Annotated in this window: 5 protein-coding genes and 1 pseudogene; all 6 read right to left on the reverse strand. The window is 31.1% G+C overall.

Annotation, left to right across the window (positions count from 1 at the left end; genetic code table 11):
- Positions 1–392, reverse strand: a 392-nt coding sequence (locus V514_RS0108875) for a transposase (RefSeq protein ID WP_029499602.1), incomplete at its 3' end; no start/stop codon positions are given.
- Positions 393–509: 117 nt separating this feature from the next.
- Complete coding sequence (locus V514_RS0108880; RefSeq protein WP_029499603.1) at positions 510–1,376, reverse strand: hypothetical protein; 867 nt, start codon at positions 1,374–1,376, stop codon at positions 510–512.
- Between the two features lie 5 nt (positions 1,377–1,381).
- Positions 1,382–1,909 (reverse strand): hypothetical protein, encoded by a 528-nt coding sequence (locus V514_RS0108885; RefSeq protein ID WP_152528957.1) that lies wholly within the window; start codon positions 1,907–1,909, stop codon positions 1,382–1,384.
- 19 nt (positions 1,910–1,928) lie between these two features.
- Positions 1,929–2,483: a hypothetical protein gene (locus tag V514_RS0108890; protein ID WP_152528958.1), complete on the reverse strand. Its 555-nt coding sequence runs from the start codon at positions 2,481–2,483 to the stop codon at positions 1,929–1,931.
- 105 nt (positions 2,484–2,588) lie between these two features.
- Complete coding sequence (gene istB, locus V514_RS0108895) at positions 2,589–3,311, reverse strand: IS21-like element helper ATPase IstB (RefSeq protein WP_035944561.1); 723 nt, start codon at positions 3,309–3,311, stop codon at positions 2,589–2,591.
- Positions 3,304–3,692 (reverse strand): annotated as a pseudogene (locus V514_RS0108900) (IS21 family transposase); the annotation flags it as partial. The pseudogene V514_RS0108900 and the gene istB, both read right to left, overlap by 8 nt.

Consider the following 3,692-nt stretch of genomic DNA (forward strand, 5'->3'; position numbering starts at 1 on the left):
CCTTCTGTGAAAGCTATTTGAATCACCTTATCATTCATTTGAACGAAGGCATCTGAACCACTAATCACGCTGACCATACGTGAATATGAGGCTTCTGAAGGAATACAATCAGAGAGCAGAAAACCACAATCTAAACGAAATAGAATGTCATACTTCAACCGTTTGACCAAATCTTTCACGGTTGGAATACGTTCGACAATCCGAATGACAAGTGACTGCACCATCGCACCATAGTTTAATTCTCGTGGTGCGCCATACATCGTCGTTTTACGAAATAGCTGTAAGATCGGTTGTAAGTCGAATGTGGCTAAAATCGCATCGAAACGACGAGAACTTTCCATTTCCATTAATTCATGGATGTCAAATAGACGCATTTGTTTTACAATAGTCATAGGGCATTCACCTCTTGGATAATTTTGGTTTGGTCACTTAAATTATACCATCTTGGGGAGGTGCCCATTTTTTATTGTTTTAAAACCCTTGGGAGACAAGGGATTGGAGTTATGAAATTAACTCGATTGGTTGTTTAAAATATAACAATACTTATTTTTTTCTGACATAACGTAGAGATTACATTTTTCGGAATTTTTAATATCCAACAATGTACCTTCAAAACCAACATCTTTTTTCCCTTTTATATGGAAATTCATCTCTTCTAAATTCTTTTTTAAGTTGAATTTCAAAAATATTTTTTTATCATCAGAACAGATTAATTCATAAACTAATACTAAATTTACTACAGGTATAGATTTATTAAGTGAAAATTTTATTCTTTTTTTAAAATCTAAATCTACAGATAATACTGGTTCTATTAAGCTTAAAGGAATATCTATCACATTATTTTTAGATAATCCCCTAAGATATTTTTCCAAATTATCGTAGGTAATATTATTAAATTTATTCATTTTCAATAGTGGTTTCTTATTAAAAAACCAAATAATTATCGGAATAATAAGAAATGTCAAAGAAACAACTGAACCAGCGATAATTATTATTATTTCATCTGCAAAATGGGATGCATCATTCTCAGCAGTATCCCTTTTCAAAAAATAACCAACTCCTGCTATTGACCAAGCAATTGAAGAAAATATAGACATAAAAATAAAGAATATTAATGTCACTTTGTAGATTAATTGCCCATTTATTAAAAAAAGAACATCGTTAATATTATCGATTATTTCTTCAAAATTGTAATTAGTATGTTTTAGTATTTTTGATATTTCCCTGTCTTTTAATTTAGATTGATATAAAATCCTTTCATTATATTGACTAAAAATAATTGTTATTAATGCTAATAAGGCAGCCACAATAGGTGATGTCCAACTTAAAATTTGTATAGAGTAGGTACTAATATTTTCAAAAAAAGATATTGGCATTGATATTAATCCTCATTGTGTTTTAATATAGTATAACTAATTTCAACAAACGACTTCACTACTGAGGAATCATTTGTTGATGGAAAAGTAATCACTCCATTTGTATAGAGTTTAATAATATATGATTGTCTGTTAATGGTTATTAACATAGTCAATCCCAATATATTATTACTTTCAATTATCTCACATTTTTCAATATTACTAGGTAGTTCAAAATTCCCTCCTAAAGGTATCTTTAAAATTTTAAACTCCTCAATTCCTGAATACATCTCCCTGATTATTTTTTTGAAATATTTTAGATGCTGAATACTAGAAGTGAAAAAATAAAATATATTTTTCGTTCTTAAAAAATTTATAATATTCATATTCCCATTTTCATAGGAGAACGTATAGCAAATTTCCCCACTTGAGAAATCGCTATCATAAAAATTAATTGAGAAAAATTTTCTTGTATTAGTAGAATTTTCTTCGAAAAAATGATAATTGTAAAGACTAGCGTCAGCATTAAAACTTACTATTTCTACAGGAATCATACTATTACAAAAAAACATTTTACACCTCCTGTTTTATTTGAATATGTGAAAGTGGATATTCCGCCAAGAAAAATTTTTCAATATCAATTCTTATATTTTCATCGGAAATCGTGTCATACAAATATTGTTGGATTTCTCTTAAATTTTGATGTAACGTTTTCGGAAGTTTGAGATTTTCTTCAATAAGCCTTACTCCTTCTCTTATACTATTAGAATCATAAATTAACTCGTCTAATTTCTTCTGTATATTTAAGCAAATCAACTTATACTCATAAGGAATATCCATATCCGCATCAAATATAAATGAAAGCCTTCCTTGAATATCAACAATAAAAGATAAACTTGTAATCGTTTTCTCCCCTGCTATTGTATTAATTTTTTCAATATTAATTTTTATATTATCAACTTCATCTTTACTATGAATCCTTTGTAGTACTTCATTTTCGTTTAGTAAATCTGTTCCTTTTAATTTCATTCCTTTTATTTTTTGAGCATTTAAATTCGTAAAATTAATAGACTCAATAGTCACCTCGTATCCTAGGGAAGGAATAATTTCGTAAATTAAATTTACCATTAATATAGTTGTATTCGAAAACTCAGTATCATTGTTGTGTTTTGCAATAAAAAAGTGCAGAGAATTGCAACGAAAAATACAGAATGTTGCCACCCGATATTTTCCTTATTTTCTCGACAATGCGTTTGTTAAACGGAAGCTTTGGCCCGTGTACGAAATAATATGGGCATGGTGAATCAAACGATCCACCAGAGCTGCCGTTAAACGTGAATCCGAGAAAATACGGTTCCACTGACTAAACTCTAAATTTGATGTGATAATCAGACTCTTTTGTTCATAGAATTCTGAAATAATTTGAAATAGTAATTCTGCTCCTTCTTTGCCAAAAGGCAAATAACCCATTTCATCTAAAATCATTAAATCCACTTTTTCTAATTTATTTCTAAATTGCTTCATTTTCCCCGTATGCAAGGCTTGCTCTAGTTCCTCAACTAAATGTGAAACGCGATAAAAACGGACTTCAAACCCATACTCACAAGCCTTTCGGCCAAGGGCTGAGGCTAAATGTGTCTTACCTGTGCCGGGTGCGCCAACTAAAATAACATTCTCTTTTCTCTGAATAAAATCCAGCTGCTCTAATTCTTCTTTTGTTAAATGACTAGGTAAACAAATGTCTTTATGCCACTGATAGGTTTCAAGCGTCTTCGTATCGATAAAACGTGCCTGTTTCAAGTTGCGTGCTATTTTGGCTTGTTCTCTGCCTACTTGCTCTTTTAATAAGATTTGATAAATATATTCTTCTGGTTCGGTAAAAGGGACTTCTTTAATCGCTTCTGCTACGTGTGCTAATCTCAATTGCTTACAGAGTGTTAAAATCGCTTCATTCATGATTCGACGCCTCCGTTCCTTTTGGTGATAATGCATCATATTCTGTCCAATTCACACCGTAAGGGTGTTCTAGTTCCTCAGACTCACGTCCAATATAATCATAGAAATTTTGATCAATGTCATTCATATCATGTGTGAGTAAAAGCGTCAGTAATTCATTGATTCGCTGTTTTCTCAATACTAGTGAAGGGACCGTTAAATATTCCTTAATGCGTGTTGGTAAATAGTTTGCGTAACGGGAATGCCCCACAACACGTGGTTTTTTCAACCAATCCTTTAAGATTTCTTTCCACGGAATAAAACGACGTTTTCTCATATAAGGACGTGCATCAGATAATAAAATTTCGCCGTCATTTGTAATGACTTTAAACGAGTCCCAAT

The organism is Kurthia huakuii LAM0618 (genome assembly GCF_000505545.1).
Taxonomy (GTDB): Bacteria; Bacillota; Bacilli; order Bacillales_A; family Planococcaceae; genus Kurthia; species Kurthia huakuii.